The organism is Enterobacter sp. Tr-810, assembly GCF_011752765.1.
Taxonomy (GTDB): Bacteria; Pseudomonadota; Gammaproteobacteria; order Enterobacterales; family Enterobacteriaceae; genus Enterobacter; species Enterobacter soli.
Map to the genome: position 1 here is coordinate 537873 of NZ_VWWW01000003.1, position 24586 is coordinate 562458.

A 24586-nucleotide genomic window follows, 5' to 3' on the forward strand; every position below is an offset into this window, starting at 1 on the left:
TTTTTATGGGGAAAATACAGGGATGCAGCTTCCCCAGTCATTTTTTTGCCGGGAGCCCGGGTCGCCAGGGTGGTGGCGGTGAGCCACCCGGGCACGTTCACGTGTTATGGGGTGACAGAGTAGCAAGGAACGTAAAGTGAACGGAATGACCACTACAGCCGTATGTTCCCCCTCACCCCAGCCCTCTCCCCAAAGAGGAGAGGGAGGCGTTCGTGCAGCCTGGGCTTGTTGGAATTGTCACTTACTCTTGATATCGAAGATATCCGTACCCAGGTGGTTATAGTCAACTTTCTGTAACTTGAAGTTGGTAATGTACACTGGGGGAGCCTTCTTACCCGAAACAAACGGGTAATCTTTTTTTATCTCTTCTGCGGAAATCCCGGTCCACTGTGAGAAGAACTCAAGGAAATCATTCGCCGAACGGCGTGCCTTCACGATCCGATGCGTTTTATCATCGCTCGACAGCACCATAAACGGTACCTGGAAGTTCTGCTGGTACTTGTCATCATGCGCCAGATACTGCACCTCTTTTCCACGTTCTTTGAACGCTAAGCCGTGGTCAGAAAAATAGACCATCGAGAAACTTTCCCCGGTATTACGCAACTGATCATAGAGCTTGCTCAGCAACTCATCCGTTTGCGTCATGGTATAGAGATAGCAAGAGGTTTCCTTCGACTGAACGAATTCAGCGTATTTCCCCTGAGTACGGTCGCAAGCCTGCGGGTGCGAACCCATCAGATGCAAGACAATCAGCTGTGGCTGCGTGCGCTGGTTGGCAAAGACCTGAGCGGTCATTTTCAGCAGCGCTTCATCTTTGGTGTTTTTATCGGCTTCAAAATCACCGCTTTTCAGGAACTGAACTTCGTCAGCACGCTTTGCAATGCTGGCAATTGCCGTATCGTACTCGCCAATCTGCCCCTGATTAGAGAACCACCAGGTCTGGAAACCGGCGCGGTTAGCCAGAGTGACAAAGTTATCCTGATACTGCGGTTTACCGTCAACCACGCGGTTTAACGTCAGACCGAGCGATTTTTGCGTTGAGCCGCTGGCGGCGATGTAATCGGTAAATAAGGTGCCATTAACCGAACTTGCAAACGGCGTGTTATCCCAGTGGCCGCCAAACGCTCCCATCGCATCACGACGGGCGCTTTCGCCAATCACCACCACATAGGTGTGATACCTCGGTTTAACCGCCAGCACGTTCCAGGTGTCTTTCATATTTGAAAGCTCAGCCATGCGTGCCTGCTCATCAACAACTTCCTGGTTATTGACCACCACATCTTTCACGAAGCGGAAAACCGGGTAACCAGTATCTTTGAGCTTAAACACACCTCCCCAGGCAAGGTTTTGAATCGGGGCGACAAAGAAGGTCGCTACGCCAATGACCAGGCACAGGTGTTCAATTTTACCCCAGGTTTTTTTCTCTTCGGGTTTACGGCGCATGGCGATGACGCCCAGCGCAAAGATAAAGAGGCCGACCACGTAGCTGTACCACGGGAAGATCGTCAGTATTTCTGTCGACTCTTCCATATTGGTGGAATGCAGGGCCAGCAGGGTATTAAAGTTTGGCGAGCCATAGGCCTGGCCAAACGGAAAATAAAACGCAGCGACCAGAGAACAGATCCCGACTAACGTTTTTTGCGCGCGCGGAGCAGTACGCCACAACACGTGGAGAATGCAGGTAAAAGCCACGGCATAAAGCAGGCTAAATGGATAGCCAAGCGCAAAGTTTATCAGCAGCGATTGCAGAAAGTAGAATCCCGTCCACGGGCTTAAGGCCCGGCTGCGGGTAACAAGTGTATCTTTCAGGGTTAAATTCATAGGTCACTATCATGAAAACGCCATGTGCTCACCCTGGCGTCAAGGGTCAAAGCCTGCCTGACAGTGCGTGGAAAGGGAATGTGGGTCCGCTTCAGCGAGCCGCAAATAGTGCAGGGCTGCACGAAGATAGTGCTAGCGGTAAATAAGGTCAACAGTTGCTAAGCAGATGTTTTGCGAGGGGGATTGCAAATCCGCGAAAAAGTACGGGAATTAGGCGGCCGAAAGCCAGTTTACACGGGGATTGTGACGAAAAAATGAAGCGGCGTACCGCGACGCCGCTTAATGAGAAGGTTTATCGTCCTGCTGCGGTTTGTTGTTAAACATGTCGCACAGCATCGATAACAGCATTAACCGTACTTTAAAGGGAGAGTGAGTAAACACGTTCATACACCTCTTGAATTCGTTCATAAGACCTCCTGATTTAAGATCCCTTCGATCCGTGAAGGGTGACTGCATTACATACAGATATAGCACAGGCTATATTGTATAGCTACGGCTATTTCGTTAATTTTTTGTGCTTGTACAGCTATGGTTTACAATGGCGCTCTCGTAACACGGCGCTGGAAGCGTCACCCCCATTGAGGACACACAATGAACCGTCGCGCAGGTAAGCCAACAATAAAAAAAACGACGCAACTGGTTAATGTTGAAGAGCATGTTGAAGGGTTTCGTCAGGTGCGCGAAGCGCATCGTCGTGAGTTAATTGATGACTACGTTGAGCTGATCTCGGATTTGATTCGTGAGGTTGGGGAAGCGCGCCAGGTAGATATGGCCGCGCGTCTGGGTGTTTCACAACCAACTGTCGCCAAAATGTTAAAACGACTGGCCTCGGTGGGCTTAATTGAAATGATCCCCTGGCGCGGCGTGTTCCTTACGCCTGAAGGCGAAAAGCTGGCCCATGCGAGCCGCGAGCGCCACCAGATAGTAGAGAACTTTTTACTGGTACTGGGCGTAAGCCAGGATATTGCGCGCCGGGATGCCGAAGGCATGGAACACCACGTCAGTGAAGAGACGCTGGCGAAATTCCACGAATTCACCATGAAATACGGGCCATCTGCGGAATGACATTCCCGGGATTGCAGGCGCTGAAACGCGATCGTTTCTTTCATCTCTTATTGATTATCGGGGCAGGGTTAAGCTTTTTTGTCCCTTTTGCACCTCACACCTGGCCGGCAGCTATCGACTGGCGCACGATCATTACGCTCAGTGGTTTAATGATGCTCACCAAAGGCGTCGAGCTGAGCGGCTATTTTGACGTACTGGGGCGCAAAATGGTGCGCCGCTTTGCCACCGAGCGCAAGCTGGCGCTGTTTATGGTCTTGTCGGCTGCCATGCTGTCGACCTTCCTGACCAACGATGTGGCGCTGTTTATTGTTGTGCCACTGACCCTTACGTTACGTAAGCTCTGCGAGATCCCGGTTACCCGGCTTATCATTTTTGAAGCACTGGCGGTTAATGCGGGCTCACTTTTAACGCCCATTGGTAACCCGCAAAATATTCTGCTGTGGGGGCGTTCCGGTCTGTCGTTTGCTGCATTCACCTGGCAGATGCTGCCGCTGGCACTGGTGATGATGGTGTCGTTGCTGGTAGTTTGCTGGTTTGCGTTCCCGGATAAGAGATTGCAGTACCACAGCGGAACAACAGGCCCGGAGTGGAAACCGCGGCTGGTCTGGAGCTGCCTGGCGCTGTATATCGTCTTCCTGACGGCGCTGGAAATGAAACAAGAGCTGGTCGGCGTGGGGCTGGTTGCCTGCGGATTTTTCATTCTCGCCAGACGTGTTCTGGTTAGCGTGGACTGGACGCTGTTGCTGGTATTTATGACCATGTTTATTGATGTCCATCTGCTTATCCAGCTGCCGGTTTTACAGCATGTCCTGCACAGTGTCAGCGGTTTGTCGCAGGCAGGTTTGTGGCTCACGGCAATCGGTTTGTCGCAGTTTATTAGCAATGTTCCTTCAACCATTTTGCTCCTCAATTATGTGCCTCCGACTGTGCTACTGGCCTGGGCGGTAAACGTTGGCGGGTTTGGTTTGCTGCCTGGCTCGCTTGCCAATCTGATTGCCCTGCGGATGGCTAACGACCGCCGTATCTGGTGGCGATTCCATGTATGGTCTCTGCCGATGCTGGCCTGGGCCGCGGCGATCGGATTCGGACTATTCCTTCTCATATAGTGCGCTATTTGTCAGTTTATCCTGGCAAATGTATAGCAACGTCCTAGCTTTAGTGAACGGCATAGTGTGATGCCGCTCACTGACAGGACCGTTGCTGAACTATGGCAGAAGATCAAAACTCGCCTGCTGACGAGCAGGACAACAACAATAACGCGCGCAAGCGCCCGGGCAAAAAACCGTTAATTATCCTTGGCATCGTCGTCATCGTGATGGTGATTGTGGCGGCAGTCTGGTGGTTTTTGACCCGTAATGAAGAGACCACTGACGACGCTTTTACTGATGGTGACGTGGTGACCATTGCCCCGAAAACGGCGGGTTACGTGACCGAGCTTCGCGTGCGTGATAACCAGCGCGTGAAGAAAGGGGATGTGCTGGTGGTGATCGATCCTCGTGATACCACGGCCCAGCGCGATCAGGCTCAGGCCCAGCTTGGGCTGGCGCTGGCTCAGCTCCATCAGGCGCAGGCGCAGCTGGCGCTCTCCAAAGTGCAATATCCCGCTCAGCGCGACGAGGCCAAAGCCCAGGTGCTGAAAGCGCAGGCCGATATGGCAAACGCGCAGGCAGAGTACCGCCGTCAGCGCGGCGTTGACCCGCGCGCAACGACCCAGCAAAGCATTGATTCCGCCAACGCCCAGTTGCGCAGTGCTCAGGCAGGGCTGGCGAGCGCGCAGGCGCAGCTGGAAGTGGCAGAACAGGTTCAGCTGCAGATCCGCCAGCAGGAAACCAACGTTGAAGCCCGCGAGCGCCAGGTTGACCAGGCCAAAGCGCAGCTCGAAACCGCGAATCTCAACCTCTCTTATACCGAAGTCCGTGCCCCGTTCGAGGGTTTTGTCACCAAACGCAACGTCCAGCCCGGCACGCTGGTGCAGGCGGGCACAGCACTGTTCTCGCTGGTTTCCCCAAACGTGTGGGTAGTGGCGAACTTTAAAGAGTCGCAGCTAGAGCGCATGAAGCCTGGCAATAAAGTGAAAGTCTCCGTTGATGCCTGGCCGGATATGGCGCTCGAAGGCCACGTTGATAGTATCCAGCAGGGCAGCGGCTCGCGCTTCTCCGCGTTCCCGTCGGAAAATGCGACAGGAAACTTTGTGAAGATCGTGCAGCGCGTGCCGGTGAAAATCGTGATTGATAAAGGTCTGGATCCGAATAAACCGCTGCCGCTGGGGCTGTCGGTTGAGCCGAAGGTTACGCTGGAATGACGGATCACAGTCACGATAACTGGAAGCCCGTCAGCAACCCGTGGGCGGTGGCGATTGTGGTCACCCTGGCGGTATTTATGGAAATTCTGGATACAACCATCGTTAACGTGGCACTGCCGCACGTCGCAGGGTCGCTCTCGGCCAGCTATGACGAATCCACCTGGGTGTTGACCAGTTACCTGGTGGCGAACGGCATTGTTCTGCCTATCTCAGCCTTCCTTAGCCGATTGTTTGGCCGCAAGCAGTTCTTCCTGATCTGCATTGTGATGTTCACCATATGCTCGTTTCTGTGCGGTATTGCCACCGAGCTGTGGCAAATCATCCTGTTCCGCGTGATGCAGGGCTTCTTTGGCGGCGGGCTGCAGCCTACCCAGCAGTCGGTTTTGCTCGACTACTTCAAGCCCGAAGACAGGGGCAAAGCCTTTGGCCTTTCGTCCATTGCCATCATCGTTGCCCCCGTGCTTGGGCCGACGCTTGGCGGCTGGATCACCGATAACTACTCCTGGCGCTGGGTCTTCTTCATCAACATTCCGGTGGGGATTGTGACGGTGCTGGCAATCTATCAGCTGCTGGAAGACCCGCCGTGGGAGAGCAAATCGAAAGAAAAACTGTCGATTGACTGGACGGGGATTGGTCTTATCGCCCTCGGCCTGGGCTGTCTGCAGGTGATGCTCGATCGCGGTGAAGATGACGACTGGTTCTACTCGAACTTTATTCGCACCTTCGCTGTGCTGACGCTGGTTGGCATTATCGGCGCCATCTACTGGCTGCTGTATGCCAAAAAGCCGGTGGTCGATCTGCACTGTATGAAAGATCGCAACTTCACCGTCTCCTGCCTGCTAATGGCGGGTATGGCGATGATCCTCTACGGCAGCTCGGTGGTGATCCCGCAGCTGGCGCAGCAGGATTTAGGCTATACCGCCACCTGGTCCGGGCTGGTGCTTTCGCCCGGCGCAGTGCTGATTGTATTGACCATCCCGCTGGTTTTGAAATTGATGCCGGTGGTGCAGACGCGCTGGATTATTGCCTTCGGATTTACCTGCCTGGCAGTGTCATTCTTCTGGTCGCGTACGCTGACGCCGGATATCGATTTCGAAACCCTGGTGCTGTTCCGCAGCGCGCAGTCGATTGGGCTGGGATTCTTGTTTGTGCCGCTGACTACCATTGCCTTTATCTCGATACCGAGGCGGCTCAATGCCGACGCGGCGGCGCTGTTTACCATGTTCCGCAACGTGGCCGGTTCGATTGGGATTTCGCTCTCGACGGCGGCGATAACCGAACGCGCGCAGGCGCACAGCGCCCATCTGGCGTATCACGCTTCGCCGTTTAACGAACAGTTCCAGCTGGCGATCCGCGAAAGCGCTCAGGCGATCCAGAACTTCACCACCCAGGTGGGTGACCCGACCGGTATCGCCACTGGACGCATGTACCAGACCATGATCGAGCAGTCGCGCTTCCTGGCCTATATCGACGTTTTCACCCTCCTGAGCGCGGTGGCCTTGTTACTGATCCCGTTTTGTTTGTTGCTCTCGCCGGTTAAGAGCGAGGGGAGTGCAGGAGCACACTGATGATACACAGACGTTTACACCCCCTGATGATAATGATGCTGCTGGTAGGCTGCGCCGTCGGGCCTGATTATCAGCAGCCTGCGCCGCCTGCCCCTTCGCACTGGAACGACAAGGGCGACAGAGAGGTAAAATCAAAAACAGAATCGACGGCAACCAACCCGCGCTGGTGGAAAACCTTCGGCTCGCCACAGCTCGACAGCCTGGTTGAACGCGCCATCGCCGGGAATTTGTCCCTGCAGCAAACGGTGCTGCGCATCGCCGGCGCGCGCGAACAGATTAACCAGGCGGGTGGGGCGTTTTATCCGTCGGTCAACGGTAACCTGCAGGCGACGCGCCAGCAGCTTGGATTGGAAGGAGAGCTGAAATCCCACGGCGTGTACGACCAGCTGGATAACGTCGATCCTGAACTCAGAGGCGCGCTGGGGCCGCTGACGCAGCCGATCAATCTCTACCAGGGCAGCTTCGACGCCCAGTGGGAAATCGACCTGTGGGGCAAGGTGCGCCGTCAGGTGGAGGCCGCCGAAGCGCAGCAGAAAGCGGCGATAGAGCAGCGTAACGACGCGCTGGTGTCGCTGGAGGCCGAAGTGGCCCGGGCGTGGCTCCAGCTGCGCGGGGCGCAGAGCATTATCGCCACGCTGAACACTCAGATTGAGAGCGCCCAGCAGACGCTGGATCTGACCGAAAGCCGCCAGCGCGGCGGGCTGTCTCCGCAGATGGATGTGGAAAACGCCCGTGCGCAGCTGGGCAATCTTGAAGCGCAGCTCCCGCAGTACCAGGCGCAGGAGCGTCAGGCGATGAATGGCCTGGCCATCCTGCTTGGCAAACCGCCGGGCGCGCTGGATGCGGAACTACAATCAGCACAGCCGATGCCCGTGCTGCCGGATATCGTGCAAACGGGCATTCCGTCCACGCTAGCGCGACGTCGCCCCGATGTGCGCGAAGCCGAGGCGAACCTACATGCCGCCACGGCGCAGATTGGTGTTTCGGTGGCGGAACTGTTCCCGAGCTTCACCCTCTCCGGGCAGTTTGGCCTGCGCAACAGCGAAAGCAACTGGCTGACCGACTGGAGCAGCCACTTTTACAGCTTCGGCCCGCAGGTTTCTATTCCCATCTTCCAGGGGGGGCGGCTGGTGTCCAGCGTCAAGGTGGCGCGCGCGCAGCAGGGCGCGGCGGTGCTGGACTATCGCCAGACGGTGCTGACGGCGCTCGGAGATGTGGAAAATGCGCTGGTGAGCTATCGCACCGACCAGCAGCGTGAAGCGGGGCTGGCGAAAACCATCGACGCGCTGCAAAACGCCTTTGACCTGGCGAGCGACAGCTACCGGCAGGGTATCGCCAGCTTTATCGACGTGCTGGACGCCCAGCGCCAGCTGGCGCAGGCGCAGCAGCAGCGCGCGCAGGCACAGGTGCAAAGCGCGCTGGATTTAGTTGCGCTCTATAAAGCGCTCGGCGGCGGCTGGGAGCCGTATCAGCAGGTGCAGCTGCCGGATTACAAGGTCTTTGGCGACGCCTCACGCGGATAACGATTCAGAGGATTGGGCAAGAAACGGACAGGAACGCCACATTCGCGATGGCTGAGGGGCGGGTATAACTAACAGACACCCAATCGACATGCGAGGAAAGCATTATGCGTTATCAAAAACTGGGCAATACCGGTCTGTTTGTTTCTGAACTGTGCCTCGGCACCATGACATTCGGTGGTGAAGGCGGCATGTGGGGCAAGATTGGCCAGCTGCGACAGAATGAGTCAGAGCAGCTGGTAGGGCGCGCACTGGATGCCGGGATCAACTTTATCGATACCGCGAACGTCTACTCAGAAGGGCGTTCGGAAGAGATAACTGGCCAGGCCCTGAAAAACCTGAAAGTCCCGCGTGAAAACGTAGTGGTCGCCACCAAAGTGTTTGGCGAAACAGGCACGGCGGGGGTGAACTCCCGGGGTAACTCTCGTTACCATATCATCGGCAGTGTGAAAGAGAGCCTGCGCCGTCTTCAGCTTGATCATATCGATCTCTATCAATTACACGGCTTCGATCCGGCCACGCCGGTTGAAGAAACGCTTTACGCGCTCGATAACCTGGTGCAGCAAGGCCACGTGCGTTACATCGGTGTTTCCAACTGGGCAGCCTGGCAAATCATGAAGGCGCTTGGGATTTCCGAGCGGCTCGGGCTGGCGCGTTTTGCGTCGTTGCAGGCCTATTACACCATTGCCGGACGCGATCTGGAGCGTGAGCTGGTACCGATGATGCAAAGTGAAGGTGTCGGGCTGATGGTCTGGAGCCCGCTGGCGGGCGGTTTGCTGAGCGGGAAATATGGCCGTGACGGGCAGGGCGAGGCTGGCAGTCGCCGTCTGGAATTTGATTTCCCGCCGGTTAACAAAGAACGCGCGTTTGACTGTGTGGACGTGATGCGCACCATTGCCGGGAGTAAAGGAGTATCGGTTGCACAAATTGCGCTGGCGTGGCTGCTGCATCAGAAGGCGGTCAGCAGCGTCATCATAGGCGCCAAACGCGTGGACCAGCTTGATGACAATATCGCGGCGACCCACATCCGTTTAAGCGACGATGAGCTAAAACAGCTGGATGCCGTTAGCGGGCTGCCGCGTGAATATCCGGGCTGGATGCTCGAGCGCCAGGGTGAATATCGTCGTAATCAATTAGCACAGCAATAACCCCGCTTTCCCCGGCAGCGATTCGCCTGCCGGGGTCACTATTTTTCCCGCACTGCTCACAAAAAACGATCCTTCTCTTTGATTGATTTTTCATCCTCATCTATATGACTAGTCATGAAATTTAAATGACTAGTCATATAGGGAGAGTCCATGAAGAAATTACTGCCAGCCAACTTTTTATGGGGAAACTCGGTTTCCAGTATGCAGACCGAAGGCGCATGGAATGAGGGCGGAAAAGGGATGTCGGTGTACGACATTCGGGAAGCGAGTGAACATGCCTCTGACTGGAAAGTGGCAACCGATTCTTACCATCGTTACCGTGAAGACTTTGATTTGATGCAGGATTTGGGCATGAACTGCTATCGGTTCCAGATCGCCTGGAGCCGCGTGTGCCCGCAGGGTGACGGCGAATTTAACGAAGAAGGTATCGCCTTTTACGACCGCTTTATCAACGACCTGATTGCCCGCGGCATCGAGCCGATGATTTGCCTCTATCACTTTGATATGCCGCTGGCGCTGGCGCAGGAGTACAACGGTTTTAACGATCGCCGCGTGATGGACGCGTTCATCCGTTATGGCAAAAAGATGATCGACTGCTATGGCGATCGCGTGAAGTACTGGCTGACATTTAACGAGCAGAACATTTTCCATATGCCGGAAGCCTTCAGAATTTCCGGTTACATGAAAGGGGAGAAAACCCTGCGCGAGCTGTATGAGCTCCAGCATCATACGATGGTGGCGCATATGGCGCTCACAGAATATCTGCACCAGACCAAACCGGGCAAGCTGATGGGCGGGATGCTGGCGCACCAGCTTATCTATCCGGCCACCTGCAAACCGCGCGATATCTTCTGCGCCCAGCAGTATGACGAGTTCCTTAATCAAAACCTGTTGCGCGTTTTCGCAGGCCAGGGCTATAGCCCGGCGGTGATGGCTGTTGTCGAACAACAAGGTTTTGAGGATATCTACCATCCTGAAGATCTGGCGCTGCTGGCGCGCACCAAAAACGACTACATGGCGTTCAGCTATTACGCCAGTAAAACCCTCGACAGCGATGCCATCCCGGAAGGGACGCCGGTTAACTATTACCTGCTGCATGGCGACAAAAACAACCCATACCTGAAAGCGACCGAGTGGAACTGGCAGATTGATCCGTTGGGTTTCCGCACCATTATCACCCGCTACTACAACGACTGGCGTCTGCCGGTGTTCCCGATTGAAAACGGAATTGGGGTAATTGAATCCTGGGATGGCGTTAACCCGATTAACGATACCTACCGCATTGATTACCACCGCGCGCACATCGAGGCCATGAAAGAGGCCATGTTTGAAGACGGAGCGCAGGTTATTGGCTATCTCGGCTGGGGACTTATCGACATTCTGAGCTCGCAGGGCGACATGCGTAAGCGCTACGGCGTGGTGTATGTGAACCGCGAGAACCATGATTTGCGGGATATGAAGCGCGTGCCGAAAAAGAGCTATGCGTGGTTGAAAAAGGTTATCCATACCAACGGGCGCGAGATGTAAGTTGTACGCTGCCGGGCTGTTTTTGTGACTGATGAATGGGAATATCCGCTATGTCTGAAACAAAAATTACACCTGCGATGCAGTCCTTCGTCGACAGATTTGTTGAGTTTTCGGCGCGCCTGGCCAATCAGGTGCACCTGCGTTCCTTGCGCGATGCCTTCGCCACGGTAATGCCCATTTTTATCCTCGCCGGTTTAGCGGTGCTGGTGAACAATGTGGTATTTCCGTGGTTATTTCACGGCGACACGCTGACGCAGTTTAAAGTGTGGGGAGAGGCGATTATCAACGGTACGCTGAATATCGCCGCGCTTTTGCTTGCACCGATGATTGCCTGGTCGCTGGCACGCAACAAAGATTTCGACAACCCGGTCTCGGCAGTGGTTATCGCGGTCAGTAGTTTTATCATCATGATGCCAATGCATCTGCAACTTACCCCGGTCGGCAGCCAGACCACGGTCAACGTCACGCAGGTGCTGACGTTTGCCAACATCGGCTCCACCGGGATATTTGCCGGCGTACTGATTGGTTTACTCGCGACGGAAGTGTTTATCGCCATTTCCCGACTGAAGGCACTGCACATCTCGCTTGGGGAAAATGTGCCGCCGGCGGTGAGTAAATCCTTTACCGCACTGATCCCAACGATCCTCACGCTCTCGTTATTTGCCGTACTGGCCGCAGTGCTGGCAACCGTGATGCATACGGATCTTATCCATCTGATTACCACCTTTATTCAGCAGCCTTTGCGTCTGATTAACACCAGTCTGCCGGGCACGATTTTTATCTATAGCTTCGGCAATTTCTTGTTCACGCTGGGTATACATCAGTCGGTGGTTAACAGCGTGGTGCTCGAGCCGTTCCTGCTGATTAATACCAATGAGAACATGCTGGCCTTCGCCAACGGCCAGCCGATCCCACATATCATCAACAATATCTTTGTTCCGACGTTTGGCATGGTGGGCGGCACCGGCAGTACCATCTCACTGCTGATCGCTATTTTTGTCTTCTCACGGCAAAAGTCTGCCAAACAGGTTGCACGCCTGTCTCTGGCGCCGGGTTTATTCAATATCAACGAACCCGTGATTTTTGGTCTGCCGATTGTCTTTAACCTGCCGCTGATGATCCCGTTTGTCCTGTTGCCTGCCATTGGCATTTACTTTGCCTGGCTCTGTACGACGCTCGGGTTAATGTCGCGTTGTGTGGTGATGATCCCCTGGACAACGCCGCCCATTCTGAGCGCCTGGCTGGCGACGGCAGGGGACTGGCGGGCCGTGGTTGTGCAGTTGGCAATCATTATATTTGGTGTATTCTTCTACCTGCCTTTCCTCAAGATTGCCGAGAGAGTGGCGTTGAGAAACCGCGGGACAGAAAACTAACGGAAGGAAAGGACGATGGCGGCGAAGTACATCACCATAGCGCGTGAAATCAAAAAACGTATTATCAGCCAACAGTATGCCGCCAATGAACCGCTGCCGGACCAGTTTGCGCTGGCAGCGGAGTTCAGTACCAGTCGTATGACTATTCAGCAGGCCATGCGGCAGCTGATTGTTGAAGGGCTGGTGTATACCCGACAGGGGCAGGGGACGTTCATTCGCAAGAATTTCCTGCAACTCTCGCAGTGGGATCTTTCAGGAAGCGACTACTTTGGCGCGACAAAAACCTGGGAGCATCTGGGCACGGTCAGCAGCCGGGTTGTCCATTTCGAACTGCGTTTTCCCAATGAGAAAGAACAAGCCTCGCTGATGATTAACGGCGATGCGCCCGTGTACGACTTTGTTCGCCTGAGGCTGCTCAATGGCGAGCCCATGTCGCTGGATTCTACCGTGATGCCGCTCAATCTGGTGCCCGGCCTGAATAAATCGCATCTTGAAAGCTCGGTGTTTCGCTACGTGCAGGAGACGCTGGGGCTGAAAATTATGGGGTCATACCGTGTGGTGCGGGCGCTAAAACCCAATGCGCTGGATATGCAGCATCTGGTTTGTGAACAAACCGATCCGGTTCTGGAGGTTGAGCAGGTTATCTATCTGGAAGATGGCACACCGCTGGAGTATGCCCACTGTCACTATCGTTACGATCACGGCGGGATTGTGATCGTCAACAATGGCTAACGCGCTATTCAGCTTTCAGGCACAGGTCTCAAAGTAGCTGTCGGTGTCTTTAATGTAGAGATCGTTCTGGCACAAATAGTGAATCTGACCAGGCTTAAACGTAAATCGAATTTTTTGAAAAAGTGAACGTTTAATTTTACTGGTATTTGCGCGGGACAAACCGTAGTCATGAATAATTTCATGAACAAAACGGATGCTCTGTGCTGAAACATAAACAGGCGTTTTGGTTAACTGGATAAGTTTACTGATCCAGATATCATCCGCACGAGGACAAACTTTAAGGAAGTCCTCATTGTAGTGAAAATACTCCGGGATCATACTTTTCTTGAGCACAACGCCACCCAGACCGGTGATGATATAGTCCTGCTCAATCACTTTCGGTACCGTAATTAACGGGAAATTACGATAGGTATCGAGGATATCTTTCTTCTTCTTTACCGTTTTACGCACGCGGGCCGCGACAACACATTTTTGATTATGACGATAAAAGTCATCAAGAAGAGTTTGCGCCCAAATTTCGTTATAAATGGCATCGTCATCGGCATAGATCAGAATATCGTCATCCGTGGCAACTTGCAGTGCCGGGAATAGTTTACGATAAGGTCCTGTATTCTTTACCCATTTGAAGACGAGGTTAGTGCCTGTTTGACGGATTTTATCCGCCCACTCAGGCTCTTCAGTGATGCCATCGTCACTGAGATATGCGGTGCTGGAAACCCACACAACAATTTGATCGACCCTGGTACTCTGGTTCGCAAGTGACCACACTGTTTGCGAACAGAGATAAAGGCGCGATTTTGTTGTTGTTAAGTTAATACTGATCATCGTGACTAAGCAGGCTCCAGAAAGAATTCACAACCCTACAAAATGCAGAAAAAACTGATTTTATAAGTTGGCGCATGATAGCACTTAGATGAAAAGAAGTAACCCCGAAGCTTTAGCAGAAGATGGCGGAATGGGGGAAATAGCAATTAATGTCTTTTAGCCGCGACAGAAATGTGGGATAGCGCAAATAAAAAACCCCGACAGTGCGGGGTTTTTCGGATTATCTAAATAGCGGGAGCATTTAGTTTAAACGCACTGGCATCCCGGAACGGTTCTGAACCGCCTGGTCAACAACCGTGGATTCTACGTCAGCCTGAGACGTTACAGCTTGCACTGCGCTGTTCAGCGTAATTGGCACGATTTCGTTGTTGTTGATCTGGTCTTCACTGGTAGACAGCGGGTTGTGAACTTCGATGTAACGACTGCCATCCGGCTCGGAAGTGGCTTTTACCGGCTCGTTAATGAACTGCACGCGAGTCCCGACCGGTACGTTTTCGAACAGGAACTTGATGTCGTCGTTACGCAGACGCACACAACCGTGGCTCACACGGAGGCCGATACCGAAGTTGGCATTGGTCCCGTGAATGGCATACAGACGGCCGATGTACAGGGCATACAGACCCATTGGGTTATCCGGGCCTGCCGGTACAACGGCTGGCAACGGCTCGCCTGCGGCAATGTATTCCGCGTGCATTTTCGCCGTTGGGGTCCAGGTTGGGCCTGCTTTCTTACGCTCAACTTTGGTGGTCCAGTTCATTGGGGTGTCTTTACCCAACTGGCCGATACCGATAGGCAGCACGATCACGGTGTTGGTGCCTTTCGGGTAGTAGTACAGACGCATTTCGGCGCTGTTGATCACGATACCTTCATGCACGGTATCTGGCAGGATCAGCTGCTGCGGAATGTTCAGCACGGTACCGGCTTTTGGCAGGTACGGGTCAACACCCGGGTTGGCTTCCAGCATGTTTGACAGGCCGAGCTGGTATTGTGCAGCAAAATATTCCAGTGGCTGAGAGTTACCCTCTTCAACGGTGACAACCTGGTTTTGACCCACCAGACGGCTACCGTCTGTCGGCAGAGGATAAGTCACCGCAGAAGCGGTTTTGCAAAAACCTACTACGGCTAACGCCGCCGCAAAAAGCGTTTTTAATTTCATGTTCATGTTGTGCGAGGTATCTGAGCCACTCTGGCGATTAGTTGATAAGTCTGAATCTGTGATGGGAGCGCATTATATGTGCATTCCCTCTCGCAGGGAATTCAGATGTGTACGAAATCACACTTTTTTCGATTTTGTTAAAGTTTAGTGGAAAGCTGCAACACGGGATCTCAATTCGGAATTGTGGCATAATGCCGTGTTTATCACACTTTTCGCAGGAATCTCCCGTGTTAGTTACCAGCAACGTCACTATGCAGTTTGGCAGTAAGCCGCTGTTCGAAAACATTTCCGTCAAATTTGGCGGCGGCAACCGTTACGGCCTGATTGGTGCCAACGGTAGCGGAAAATCCACCTTTATGAAGATCCTCGGCAGCGATTTAGAGCCGACGCTTGGCAACGTATCGCTCGATCCGAACGAGCGTATCGGTAAGCTGCGTCAGGATCAGTTCGCCTTCGAAGAGTTCACCGTGCTTGACACCGTGATCATGGGGCACGCGGAGCTGTGGGAAGTGAAGCAGGAGCGCGACCGTATTTATGCGCTGGCTGAGATGAGCGAAGAAGACGGCTACAAAGTGGCTGACCTCGAAGTACTCTACGGTGAGATGGACGGTTACTCTGCTGAATCTCGCGCGGGTGAACTGCTGCTGGGGGTTGGTATTCCTGTTGAACAGCATTACGGCCCGATGAGCGAAGTTGCACCTGGCTGGAAGCTGCGTGTCCTTCTGGCGCAGGCCCTGTTCTCTAATCCGGATATCCTGCTGCTCGACGAACCAACGAACAACCTGGATATCGACACCATCCGCTGGCTGGAGCAGACGCTGAACGATCGCGACAGCACCATGATCATCATCTCGCACGACCGTCACTTCCTGAACATGGTCTGTACGCATATGGCGGATCTGGACTACGGCGAGCTGCGCGTTTACCCGGGCAACTACGACGAATACATGACCGCGGCAACCCAGGCACGTGAACGTCTGCTGGCCGATAACGCCAAGAAAAAAGCCCAGATTGCGGACCTGCAGTCCTTTGTCAGCCGCTTCAGCGCCAACGCCTCTAAATCGCGTCAGGCAACCTCTCGCGCTCGTCAGATTGATAAGATCAAGCTCGACGAAGTGAAAGCCTCCAGCCGTCAGAACCCGTTCATCCGCTTCGAGCAGGACAAGAAGCTGTTCCGTAACGCACTGGAAGTAGAAGCACTCTCTAAAGGCTTCGAAAATGGTCCGCTGTTTAAAAACTTCAACCTGCTGCTGGAAGTGGGCGAGAAGATCGCCATTCTGGGTGCCAACGGCGTGGGTAAATCCACCATGCTGAAAACCCTGGTCGGTGAATTGCAGCCGGATAACGGCACGGTGAAGTGGTCTGAAAACGCGCAGATTGGCTACTACGCGCAGGATCACGAATACGAGTTTGAAAACGACCTGACGGTATTTGACTGGATGAGCCAGTGGAAACAGGAAGGCGATGACGAGCAGGCGGTGCGCAGTATTCTGGGTCGTCTGCTGTTCAGCCAGGACGACATCAAGAAGCCTGCTAAAGTGCTTTCCGGTGGTGAGAAGGGCCGTATGCTGTTCGGCAAGCTGATGATGGAAAAACCGAATATTCTGGTGATGGATGAACCTACTAACCACCTGGATATGGAATCTATCGAATCGCTGAACATGGCGCTGGAGATGTATCAGGGTACGCTGATCTTCGTTTCCCATGACCGTGAGTTCGTGAGCTCGTTGGCTACCCGCGTGATTGAGATTACGCCAGAGCGCGTGGTGGACTTCACCGGTAACTACGAAGATTACCTGCGCAGCAAAGGTATCGATAATTAAAAAAAGCCGGGTGGCGGCTTCGCCTTACCCGGCCTACGTTCTATTCCCTCTCCCCGTGGGAGAGGGTTAGGGTGAGGGCATCAGACCGCACTACACCACCCACTCGCTCCCTTCAACCCCGTTCACCAGCAGCGTACGTTTTTCCCCCACCGGTAACGACACCTTCAGCGCTTTCCATGCCGGACGATAATCCCCACTCGCATTGACCTTCAGGTTAATGGTTGCGCCATCGCAAATCATTTCCCACTCAACCCACAGCGCATTACCTTTCTGGTAGCCCCAGGACTCGCCGTCATCTTCAAACAGCAATCCGGTCGTCGTACCCACGCCTTTCACCGGGAACAGTTTCAGCTCGCGGGTATCGTCCTTTTCGGCGCTCACATGGGTAATACGTTCGCTAAGTGGCAGACCTGCGCCGGCGCGTACCAGCAGCGGCAGTTTTTCCAGCGGCGCATCGCGGGTGATCCACTGGCCGCCAGAGAACCACTCGTGGGTGTAAAAATCATACCAGCCGGTTTCGTTATCCGGCAGCCAGACGCGACGTTCACGCTGCCCGGCTTCGACCACGCTTGCCACCAGCACGTCGCGGCCCAGCAGGAAGTCATCGCACTCTTCAAAGGTCTGAACATCATGTTCATGATCGAGGAAGGTCGGGCGCAACATCGGTTCATCGTCCGCATGTGCCTGCCAGAGCAGGGTATAAAGGTAAGGCAGCAGGCGATAACGCAGTTCAATGGCGCTACGAATTGCTGGCGTCACACCCGGATACATCCACGGCTCGTTCACCGTGTGATCGTCATTCCATGAGTGAATGGTAAAACGGGGATGCATCACACCGTTTTGTACCCAGCGGACAAACAGCTCGGCGTCGGGTTTATCGCCGGAGAAACCGCCGACATCGTGGCCCACATTAAACAACCCGGACAAGCTCATCCCCAGCCCCATACGGGTGTTAAAGCGCAGCGTGTCCCAGTTGGTGCGGTTATCGCCACTCCAGGTCTGGACGTAGCGCTGCATCCCGGCACAGCCGGAGCGGGAGATCAGATACGGGCGTTTTTCCGGGGCAAAGCGCTGCTGCGCTTCCAGCGAGGCACGCATCATCAGCAGTGGCATCACCGGGCGAATATGCTTGATGGCGATTTCCTGCCCAAAACCGTGACAACGCGCTTCGCCATCCCACACTTCAAACTCGTTATTGTCGTTCCAGGTGGAGTCAATCCCCATTTCCAGTAACTGTGTGGTGACGCCTTCCTGCCACCACTGAATGGTCTGTGGATTTGTGAAGTCCAGATTAGATCCTTCATCATCCCAGAAACTAGAACGTTCTGGCGCATCCGTTTCTGAATCGCGGATGAACAATCCTTTTTCTGCCACTTCGTTATAGCGCGGGTGATCCTGCAACAGGCACGGTTTAATGTTCGCGGCGAGCTTCAGCCCTGCATCGTGGAACGCCTGGCTCATCACCTTCGGCTGCGGCACCTTGTCGTAGTTCCAGTTAAAGACATAACGCTTGCCGTTGATGGAGGTATAACCCGACGACAGCTGGAACGAATCGCACGGGATGGCGTGTTCTTCGCACAGGCGGATAAAGTTCATCAGCTGGTTTTGCGCGTCCGGTGCATCGGTGTAATGCATGGTCGAACCGCTGTAACCCAGGCTCCATTTCGGCCCAAACAGCGTTTTCCCGGTCAGACGTACGAAGGCTTTGGTGACATCCAGGACCTTTTTGCCGGTAAAGATGTAGTAATCGATATCGCCTGCTTCCGCCTGCCAGCGGCGATAGGCGGTGTGGTAGTTGTCGATTTCGTTACCCAGATCCAGCCAGCAGCTGCTCAGGTTGTCATAAAACAGACCGTAGCTCACGTCATCACGACGGGCGATGGTGAACGGAATATGTTTGTAGAGCGGGTCGGTACTGACCGCGTTATAGCCCATGGCGTCAAGGTTACGCATCTCATAGCGCTTGCCGTTACGCTGCAAATCACCCGCTTTTTCACCCAGACCGTAGAAACGTTCGTCTTTACGGCGGCTCAGGTAGTGCGCCACGCCGTCGCCGTGGGCGTTCAGCAGATAGGCGCTGGTCGGGCGGTCATTCACCAGCGGTTGCCACTCACCCGCGTCATTCCGGTAATGCCACTCGAGCCACAGCGGCTGATGCACCGTCACCCGCAGCTGTTCAGTGGCGACCGTCAGGGTATCGCCCAGTTGCGTCAGCGTCCAGGCAGGGCAGGAAAACCCGCTCAGATCGTCGCGGCGACGGCCTTCCCACGGCACATCTTTCTCTGGGGCGATGCTCCAGGTGCGGTCCAGCGCCAGCTCGCCTTTGCGTTTAATCAGCACGCGGAACAGATTCTCTTCCAGCACATACAGGCACAGGCGGTGCTGATTATCGACCACCAGTTCCAGATGGTTCGCCGACTGCTTATCTACGGTCCAGCTTTTCAGGGTTTTCATATGCAATACATCCACTATCAGGCGCGTTTAGCGCGACGTTCAGCAATAAATGCCACCAGGAAAACAGCGCCAATCAGGTCAAAGAAGCCCATGGCAATGAACAGCGGGTTAAAGCCGATTTTGTCGGCGGTAACACCAATCAAAAGAGAGAACAAGAAACTGGCGATCCACGCTGCCGAGCCGCGCATCCCGTTGACAGTGGCCATCTGACCCTTATCAAACGACTCCACCACCAGGGCGCTTAACATGCAGGAGATAATCTGATGCCCAAAACCGCCGATGGAGATCAGTACAATGGTGATATACGGGTCGCGGGTGATGGCGACGATGCCTAATGAGATCATCAGGAACGCGCCGGTGACGGAGCTGGCCACCACTGAGTTCACGCGGGAGCAGCCGAACAGCCGGGTATACAGACGCGTGAGATAACCACTGGCCACGCTGCCGAGATCTGCGGCAAGGAACGGCAGCCAGGCGAACATCGCAATCTGCTTCAGATCCATACCGTGCTCTTTAGCAAGGTACAGCGGCACCCAGAAACTCAGCACCGCCCAGGCGGGTTCAGCCATAAATGCCGGAATAGCGATACCGTAAAAGCGTTTGTTTTTAGAGACGGTTTTAAGCGCGGTCAGGAACGGCAGTTTCACCGCGGGTGGTTCGTTATCCTGCTTGATAAATGCCAGCTCATCTTTGCTCAGATTCGGGTGTTGTTCCGGATTGTGGTAGAACGCCCACCAGAGGATCACCCACAGCAGCGCCAGCACGCCGGTGAACATAAATGCACCCTGCCAGCCGAAAGAGGCGTGAGCAAAGTAGATAATCGGCGGTGCCAGCATCGCACCAATCGAAAAGCCGACACCTGCCCAACCGGCGGCCACAGGGCGTTCAGATTTCGGGAACCATTCGCCGATGGTTTTGGCGTTAGCCGGGGTGGCAGCCGCTTCCGAGGCGCCCATAAAGAAGCGCAGGATCGCAAGATGCAGCCAGCTTCCGGCTCCCGCATGGAAAATACACATCAGCGCCCAGAGACCCGCGCAGACCATAAAGCCAATCTTCAGGCCGATGACATCAATCAGCCAGCCACACAGCGGCTGGAAAATGGTGTAGGCAATCTGGAACGCGCCGACTATCCAGGAGTATTGCTCGGTGGTGATGCCCAGGCTCTCTTTCAGCTCGGGTGCAAGAATTCCCAGTGAGTTACGGGTGATGTAGTTGACGGTGACGCCAAGTAAAAACAGGACCAGTACATACCAACGCAGGTTTTTAATGACCCGGCGGGTTTTACTTGCTGTTGCAGTGTTATTGATATCCTGACTCATTTCTCTCTCCACAAGAGGGACGGTAGGGGGCAGACGTTTCGGATGTCACACACATTTTTATATGGCTTTGATAGTTATCCGTTTTGCTGATAAAAGTTGCTATACAACTAGTATGGAAGCTGTGTGACAAATTCACATTAAGGGAGAAAATGGGCAGGCAATAGCGGATTTTGTGCAAGCTTTCTCATAACTGGCCGCAATCATTTGGCATCATTGCGACTAACGCACTGTTTACCTGACATTCACGTTATGAAAATTTTTTCATTTCGCAAATGGAGCAAGATCACAAAATGGATAAAAGGCTAAAAATCGCTGAAATTGCCGCCCGCACGCAGCTTTCCATTAGCACGGTTTCGCGGGTGCTGGCAGGCAAGGCGAACACCAGTGAAAAAGCGCGCAGCAAAGTGCTGGAATGCGCGCGGGAGCTGGGCGTGATGGACGGTATGGCCGCGGGCAGGCTGCTGCTGAATAGCCTGATGGTCTTTGCGCCGCAGCGGGCATTTGATGAGCGGTCCGACATCTTTTACTACCGGGTGATCCAGAGTGTGAGTAAAGGGCTGGCGTCTCATGAGGTCCGGCTGCGTTATTGCGCGCTAGAAGAGAACGACAGCGACGCCCAGCTCTTTCTGGCGCGGATGAATGAAGCCGATACGCAGGCCGCGATTTTACTGGGGATAGACGACCCGCATATCCACGATCTCGCGGTGGATGTGGGTAAACCCTGTATGCTGATCAACTGCCGCGATCGCCTGATGCGCCTGCCCGCCGTAGCCCCTGACCACCGGGCCATTGGTGAACGCGCGGCTGAGTATCTGTTTGAAATGGGGCACCGTGAGGTGATGACCGTACTGTGCCTGCGCCGTTACACCATGGAGCTGCGTCTGGCGGGCATTCGTGAAGCGTGGCAATACCATAATCTGAAATTTACGGACAAGCGCGACCTGCTGGTGGTGCCAAGCTTTAGCGCGAAAGAGACCGAACAGCTGGTCAGTGAATGGCTTCGTCAGCGAGAGGGGAAAGACCTACCCACGGCGTTTTTAGTTGGCGGTGATTTTATGGCTGCGGGAACCATAAGCGCCTTGAAAAAGCATGGGCTGCGCGTGCCGCAGGATGTGTCGGTGATGAGTATTGATGGTTTTAACCTGGCGGCCATCCAGGATGTGCCGCTAACAGCGATACACGTACCGCGTGATGAACTCGGGACAGAAGCAGTGCATATGCTTCAGCAACGGCTGATGCGCCCGACGGCGCCGGTAGGCACGTTATTGCTGAACGGGACGCTGACGATTCGGGAATCAGTACGGCGGATACGTCAGGGGAAACGACGCACCGCCGTTGAGCGGGAAGGGTTATATGACAGTTAGACCATGCCCAGCGCGCGCTTACCGTGGATATTCAGGTCATTCACGGTAAAGCGATCCTGCCAGGTTGTTTCATAATCTTCACGCGGGAAATCGCCCGGAGATGCGCCGGTTTCCAGTGCCACTTTCACCTTTTTCGCATAGGCGAGGTTTTTCTCGCACATCGGCGCGGCAGGGATATACATCACGTTACCCCAGCCTTGTTGTTCCTCAACCGGGGCGACGGAGTGGATCACATCGCAGTGCCACCAGACGGAATCACCTGCTTCCAGCGCCGGAATGCTGGTTAACGCTTCGATGAGCAGCGGATGCCATTTTTCAGAAATCGGCAGTACGCGACCCGGTGCCACGCCACAAAGCTCATCTTCCGGAACATCGTCCAGCAGTGGGCGCAGCAGAATGTAAGCCATCGCTTCCGGGATAGGCACTACATGCAGCAGGCCCTGGCCCGGGATCATATCCGACAGCGCCGTCCAGCCCTGGAAGGTGCGGAATACAGAACACTTCGTGGTGTTATCCACGGTGTACTCTTCCACTTCGGTACGGTGCGCGGCATTCCACGGATCGTATTTCTCCACATTGCCGTCAAACACGCGAGCAAACACCTGCTGATAAGCTGGCAGCAGCCAGCGCTCCAGCGCACCAGAATCAGTGTGCGCCCCCAGGCCTTTGGAGGTGGTTCCCGGCGGACGACGGCGAATACGGTCAGGATAAATGACGCTCACATCCGGGTTGAACCACTGTTTGCCGTTGCTCTCGAATGTCCATAAACGGTTCAGGAATGATTGTACCTGCGCCATCTCTTCGCTCTGGCGGGCCTGCATCTGCGCCTGCGACCAGTAGATCGGGTAAATCTCCGGGCGGGAAGCCGTTAAGGTACCGAAGAAGTTATCGCCCGGGCCTTTATACACATCATCGAACTGATTGAGATCGAGGTAGTCGAGCATCGAGTTATCCCATGCCAGCGCCTGCTCGCGAGGGAAGTGCCCTTTGATCACCGCACAGCCACGGCGTTTTACTGCTTCCCGCTGTGCATCCGTGATCTGACCGTTTTTGACATCCGCAAACGGGATCACCGGCCAGACGGACTCGCCCTTATTTTTCAGCGCGTTAATCTCTGCCACACGGGTGGCGATTTTATCACTGAGTTTGTCGAACACCGCCTGAACGTCACCGATCTGCGCACGTAACTCGCGTTTCATCTGACGGATTGCTGCTTTGTGGTCCGCAGGCAAAATTTCACTGGTAAACGTCATAACTGCCTCGCATCTTTCATTCGAAAGTAAAAGTGTCTACAAGTGATACTTTAAGTTAAAAATAAGTTAATGCAAGTTTAAAAACTTGACGTGCAGCACAGGATGAAAAAAGAGTGAGGTGCCGGGGCAGTACCCCGGCGGGAGGCTATCAGAGGTCGAACGGGGAATGCGTGTCGAGCACGGCCTGAATGACATTCAGCGCGCCCTGGTGGTTGTTATCGTCGGTACTATAGCGGCTGATGTCTTGAATGCTTTGTGCGGCGTTGCCCATCGCAAACGAGAATTTCACCAGCTTCAGCATTTCTGCATCGTTGCCGCTGTCGCCGATGGCAACGCACTCCTGCGGGGAGATTTTCCAGCGTTTCAGCAGTCGGCTAATGCCGTTGGCTTTGTGCAGGCCCGGGATAATCAAATCAACAAAGCCGAAGCCGCTGGTCACAGGTTTCATAATACCGTCCAGCGAGACATGCAGTTTGTCGATAAGGTTCGGGATATCGCTGTCCGGCAGGTTCAGGGAGAACTTAAACAGAATGTCGTCGATTTCGCGGTAATCGCTGATGCGTTTTAAGCGGTGATAGTGCTTTGACATCAGTTTCACGAATTCCTCGGGGGCCTGATCGCTAACGTAAGCACTTTCGAGCCCGCAGGCCACGAAATTCAGCCCCTTGTCTTTTAGCAGCTCGCCAACGACGATTTGCGACTCATGACGGGTCAGCTCGCCGTGGAAAATCTGTTCGCCATGATCGAAAACCAGAGCGCCGTTTTCCGCCACGAAGGAGATCTGCTCTTTCAGCTCCGGGAAGAAGGAGATGAGCTGGTAATACTGGTTGCCGCTGGCGACAACGAATTCAATATTACGGGCTTTAAGCTGCTCAAACTGTGCCTGAAAGCGGTCTCTGTCGTACTGCTTGGCATCATCAAGGAAAGTTCCGTCCATATCGGTGACGATAACTTTAACGGTCATACTGTGCTCCTGGGTCACTGCGTTTGAAACATTCTAATAACAAGGTGACGGGGAGCACAAATTTAATTTCATTCGAAAGTAAAAGCAAAACGGCAACCGAGGTTGTAATGCCTGTCAGTTAAGCACGGTGGAGTTTTCCGTTCACCTTAATAGCCGCAGAAAATAATTCGTTCAGAACACGTGAACGGGATAAGGGAGCCGCCGTGTATGAACCGGTCACATGGGTAACACTTTAAACCGGGCACATGGGTAACAGGTTATAACAGTACGGTAAACAGCTGACGGAGGTTTACCGTGCCCTGGACTGAGACTGTTACCATGCAACGTTTGCAGTTTGTCGCGGCCTGCCTTGAAGGCAACCTTCCCGTTGCC

The 24586-nt window shown here is 54.2% G+C and carries 19 protein-coding genes; 11 read left to right on the forward strand and 8 right to left on the reverse strand.

Annotated elements, in window-relative coordinates:
• Window positions 1-237: 237 nt before the first annotated feature.
• A complete protein-coding gene (locus F3J30_RS12675) occupies window positions 238-1821 on the reverse strand; it encodes a phosphoethanolamine transferase (protein WP_166717454.1) in 1584 nt (527 codons plus the stop codon).
• Between the two features lie 279 nt (window positions 1822-2100).
• A complete protein-coding gene (gene mntS / locus F3J30_RS12680; protein WP_014069461.1) occupies window positions 2101-2229 on the reverse strand; it encodes a manganase accumulation protein MntS in 129 nt (42 codons plus the stop codon).
• Window positions 2230-2412: 183 nt separating this feature from the next.
• On the opposite strand from mntS, the gene mntR reads away from it, so the two are divergent.
• From mntR to F3J30_RS12725, 9 genes are all read left to right on the forward strand, one after another.
• Window positions 2413-2886: a manganese-binding transcriptional regulator MntR gene (gene mntR / locus F3J30_RS12685; RefSeq protein WP_014069462.1), complete on the forward strand. Its 474-nt coding sequence runs from the start codon at window positions 2413-2415 to the stop codon at window positions 2884-2886.
• Window positions 2883-3992, forward strand: a complete 1110-nt coding sequence (locus F3J30_RS12690) for an anion transporter (protein WP_166717455.1) — start codon at window positions 2883-2885, stop codon at window positions 3990-3992. The genes mntR and F3J30_RS12690 overlap by 4 nt, the downstream gene beginning before the upstream one ends.
• Before the next feature lie 101 nt (window positions 3993-4093).
• A complete protein-coding gene (locus tag F3J30_RS12695) occupies window positions 4094-5188 on the forward strand; it encodes an HlyD family secretion protein (RefSeq protein ID WP_166717456.1) in 1095 nt (364 codons plus the stop codon).
• On the forward strand, window positions 5185-6756 hold the full coding sequence (locus tag F3J30_RS12700; protein WP_166717457.1) for a DHA2 family efflux MFS transporter permease subunit: 1572 nt from the start codon (window positions 5185-5187) through the stop codon (window positions 6754-6756). Before F3J30_RS12695 ends, F3J30_RS12700 begins: the two co-directional genes overlap by 4 nt.
• Window positions 6756-8279, forward strand: a complete 1524-nt coding sequence (locus F3J30_RS12705; RefSeq protein WP_166717458.1) for an efflux transporter outer membrane subunit — start codon at window positions 6756-6758, stop codon at window positions 8277-8279. The genes F3J30_RS12700 and F3J30_RS12705 overlap by 1 nt, the downstream gene beginning before the upstream one ends.
• A gap of 104 nt (window positions 8280-8383) precedes the next feature.
• Window positions 8384-9424, forward strand: a complete 1041-nt coding sequence (locus F3J30_RS12710) for an aldo/keto reductase (protein ID WP_166717459.1) — start codon at window positions 8384-8386, stop codon at window positions 9422-9424.
• 150 nt (window positions 9425-9574) lie between these two features.
• On the forward strand, window positions 9575-10951 hold the full coding sequence (locus tag F3J30_RS12715; protein WP_166717460.1) for a glycoside hydrolase family 1 protein: 1377 nt from the start codon (window positions 9575-9577) through the stop codon (window positions 10949-10951).
• A gap of 50 nt (window positions 10952-11001) precedes the next feature.
• The gene (locus F3J30_RS12720) at window positions 11002-12324 is read left to right on the forward strand and encodes a PTS transporter subunit EIIC (RefSeq protein ID WP_166717461.1); all 1323 of its coding nucleotides are present in this window, start codon (window positions 11002-11004) and stop codon (window positions 12322-12324) included.
• Window positions 12325-12339: 15 nt separating this feature from the next.
• The gene (locus F3J30_RS12725) at window positions 12340-13056 is read left to right on the forward strand and encodes a GntR family transcriptional regulator (protein WP_166717462.1); all 717 of its coding nucleotides are present in this window, start codon (window positions 12340-12342) and stop codon (window positions 13054-13056) included.
• Between the two features lie 15 nt (window positions 13057-13071).
• On the opposite strand, the gene F3J30_RS12730 is transcribed toward F3J30_RS12725, so the two are convergent.
• Both F3J30_RS12730 and ldtB read right to left on the reverse strand, forming a co-directional pair.
• Window positions 13072-13881 carry a glycosyltransferase gene (locus F3J30_RS12730; RefSeq protein ID WP_014069471.1) on the reverse strand — a complete coding sequence of 270 codons (810 nt, stop codon included), beginning with the start codon at window positions 13879-13881 and terminating at the stop codon, window positions 13072-13074.
• A gap of 241 nt (window positions 13882-14122) precedes the next feature.
• On the reverse strand, window positions 14123-15043 hold the full coding sequence (gene ldtB, locus F3J30_RS12735; protein WP_014069472.1) for a L,D-transpeptidase: 921 nt from the start codon (window positions 15041-15043) through the stop codon (window positions 14123-14125).
• A 221-nt stretch (window positions 15044-15264) separates the two neighbouring features.
• Here ldtB and F3J30_RS12740 point away from each other — a divergent pair, with 221 nt between their 5' ends.
• On the forward strand, window positions 15265-16860 hold the full coding sequence (locus F3J30_RS12740) for an ABC-F family ATPase (protein ID WP_014069473.1): 1596 nt from the start codon (window positions 15265-15267) through the stop codon (window positions 16858-16860).
• A gap of 90 nt (window positions 16861-16950) precedes the next feature.
• Here F3J30_RS12740 and F3J30_RS12745 read toward each other — a convergent pair whose 3' ends face one another.
• Together F3J30_RS12745 and F3J30_RS12750 are read right to left on the reverse strand one after the other, a co-directional pair.
• Entirely contained in the window at window positions 16951-19314 is a 2364-nt protein-coding gene (locus F3J30_RS12745) for a glycoside hydrolase family 31 protein (protein ID WP_166717463.1), read from the reverse strand.
• 17 nt (window positions 19315-19331) lie between these two features.
• A complete protein-coding gene (locus F3J30_RS12750; RefSeq protein ID WP_014069475.1) occupies window positions 19332-20633 on the reverse strand; it encodes an MFS transporter in 1302 nt (433 codons plus the stop codon).
• Window positions 20634-20923: 290 nt separating this feature from the next.
• On the opposite strand from F3J30_RS12750, the gene F3J30_RS12755 reads away from it, so the two are divergent.
• A complete protein-coding gene (locus F3J30_RS12755; protein WP_014069476.1) occupies window positions 20924-21997 on the forward strand; it encodes a LacI family DNA-binding transcriptional regulator in 1074 nt (357 codons plus the stop codon).
• Here the strand turns inward: F3J30_RS12755 and F3J30_RS12760 are convergent.
• Window positions 21994-23250: a DUF1479 domain-containing protein gene (locus F3J30_RS12760; protein WP_166717464.1), complete on the reverse strand. Its 1257-nt coding sequence runs from the start codon at window positions 23248-23250 to the stop codon at window positions 21994-21996. The genes F3J30_RS12755 and F3J30_RS12760 overlap by 4 nt on opposite strands.
• A 148-nt stretch (window positions 23251-23398) precedes the next feature.
• A complete protein-coding gene (locus tag F3J30_RS12765; protein WP_166717465.1) occupies window positions 23399-24214 on the reverse strand; it encodes a Cof-type HAD-IIB family hydrolase in 816 nt (271 codons plus the stop codon).
• Window positions 24215-24586 lie beyond the last annotated feature (372 nt).